Consider the following 1,055-nt stretch of genomic DNA (forward strand, 5'->3'; position numbering starts at 1 on the left):
ACCCGTACTACGAGTAGTACCATCTACAGATATTAATATCACACTTTCAATGGCACTAGGGGTATTTGTTTTAATAATATATTATAGTTGTTCTACCAAAGGATTAATTACTTTTATTAAAGACCTAACTATGCAACCTTTTAATCATCCTATTTTTATTCCTATAAATTTTATTCTTGAAAGTGTTAGTTTGTTATCGAAACCCGTTTCATTAGCTTTAAGATTATTTGGTAATATGTATGCAGGGGAGTTAATTTTTATTTTAATTGCTGGTCTTTTACCTTGGTGGTCACAATGGATTCTTAATGTACCTTGGGCTATTTTTCATATTTTAATTATTACATTACAAGCATTTATATTTATGATATTAACAATTGTTTATCTTGCAATGGCTTCTGAAAAACATGTATTTTAATTTGAAATAACAGTAAATAAATATTATTTTATCATATAGAAATAAGGATAGTATTATGGATAGTTTTAATATAAATATATTATATCTAGCTGCAACTATAATGATGGGACTAGCCGCTATTGGTGCTGCAATCGGTATTGGTATATTAGGAGGAAAATTTTTAGAAGGAGCTGCACGTCAACCTGATTTAATTCCTATTCTTCGTTCTCAATTTTTTATTGTCATGGGTTTAGTTGACGCTATTCCAATGATTACAGTAGGTCTAGGTTTATATATAATGTTTGCTATAACTTAATATTTATACTATAACTTTACAAATTAAATTATTAATAACATTATTATGAGATAAATAATAATATGAATTTAAATGCAACTATTTTAGGTCAAACTATAGCATTTATACTATTTGTTTTGTTTTGCATGAAATATATATGGCCACCACTTATTTCTGCAGTAGACAAAAGACAAAAAGATATTATTGATAGTTTTTCTTCGATAGAACTAGCTAAAAAAGATTTAGAAATTGCTCAAGCTCAAGCTGCAAATGATGTAATACAAGCAAAAGCAAAAGCTAAAAAAATTATAGAACAAGCAAATCAACGTAAAAATGAAATAATTAATGAAAGTAAAATTGAAGCAG

The 1,055-nt window shown here is 26.8% G+C and carries 3 protein-coding genes; all 3 read left to right on the top strand.

Features of this window, described 5'->3' with window-relative positions:
* The coding region (locus CEX73_RS01405; protein ID WP_146643225.1) for a F0F1 ATP synthase subunit A at positions 1-415 on the top strand (415 nt) is incomplete at its 5' end.
* A gap of 55 nt (positions 416-470) precedes the next feature.
* Positions 471-710: a F0F1 ATP synthase subunit C gene (gene atpE, locus CEX73_RS01410; RefSeq protein ID WP_101626830.1), complete on the top strand. Its 240-nt coding sequence runs from the start codon at positions 471-473 to the stop codon at positions 708-710.
* A 62-nt stretch (positions 711-772) separates the two neighbouring features.
* On the top strand, positions 773-1,055 hold a 283-nt coding region (gene atpF / locus CEX73_RS01415), incomplete at its 3' end, for a F0F1 ATP synthase subunit B (RefSeq protein ID WP_101626831.1).

This window comes from Candidatus Palibaumannia cicadellinicola, assembly GCF_002855795.1.
Classification (GTDB): domain Bacteria; phylum Pseudomonadota; class Gammaproteobacteria; order Enterobacterales; family Enterobacteriaceae; genus Baumannia; species Baumannia cicadellinicola_C.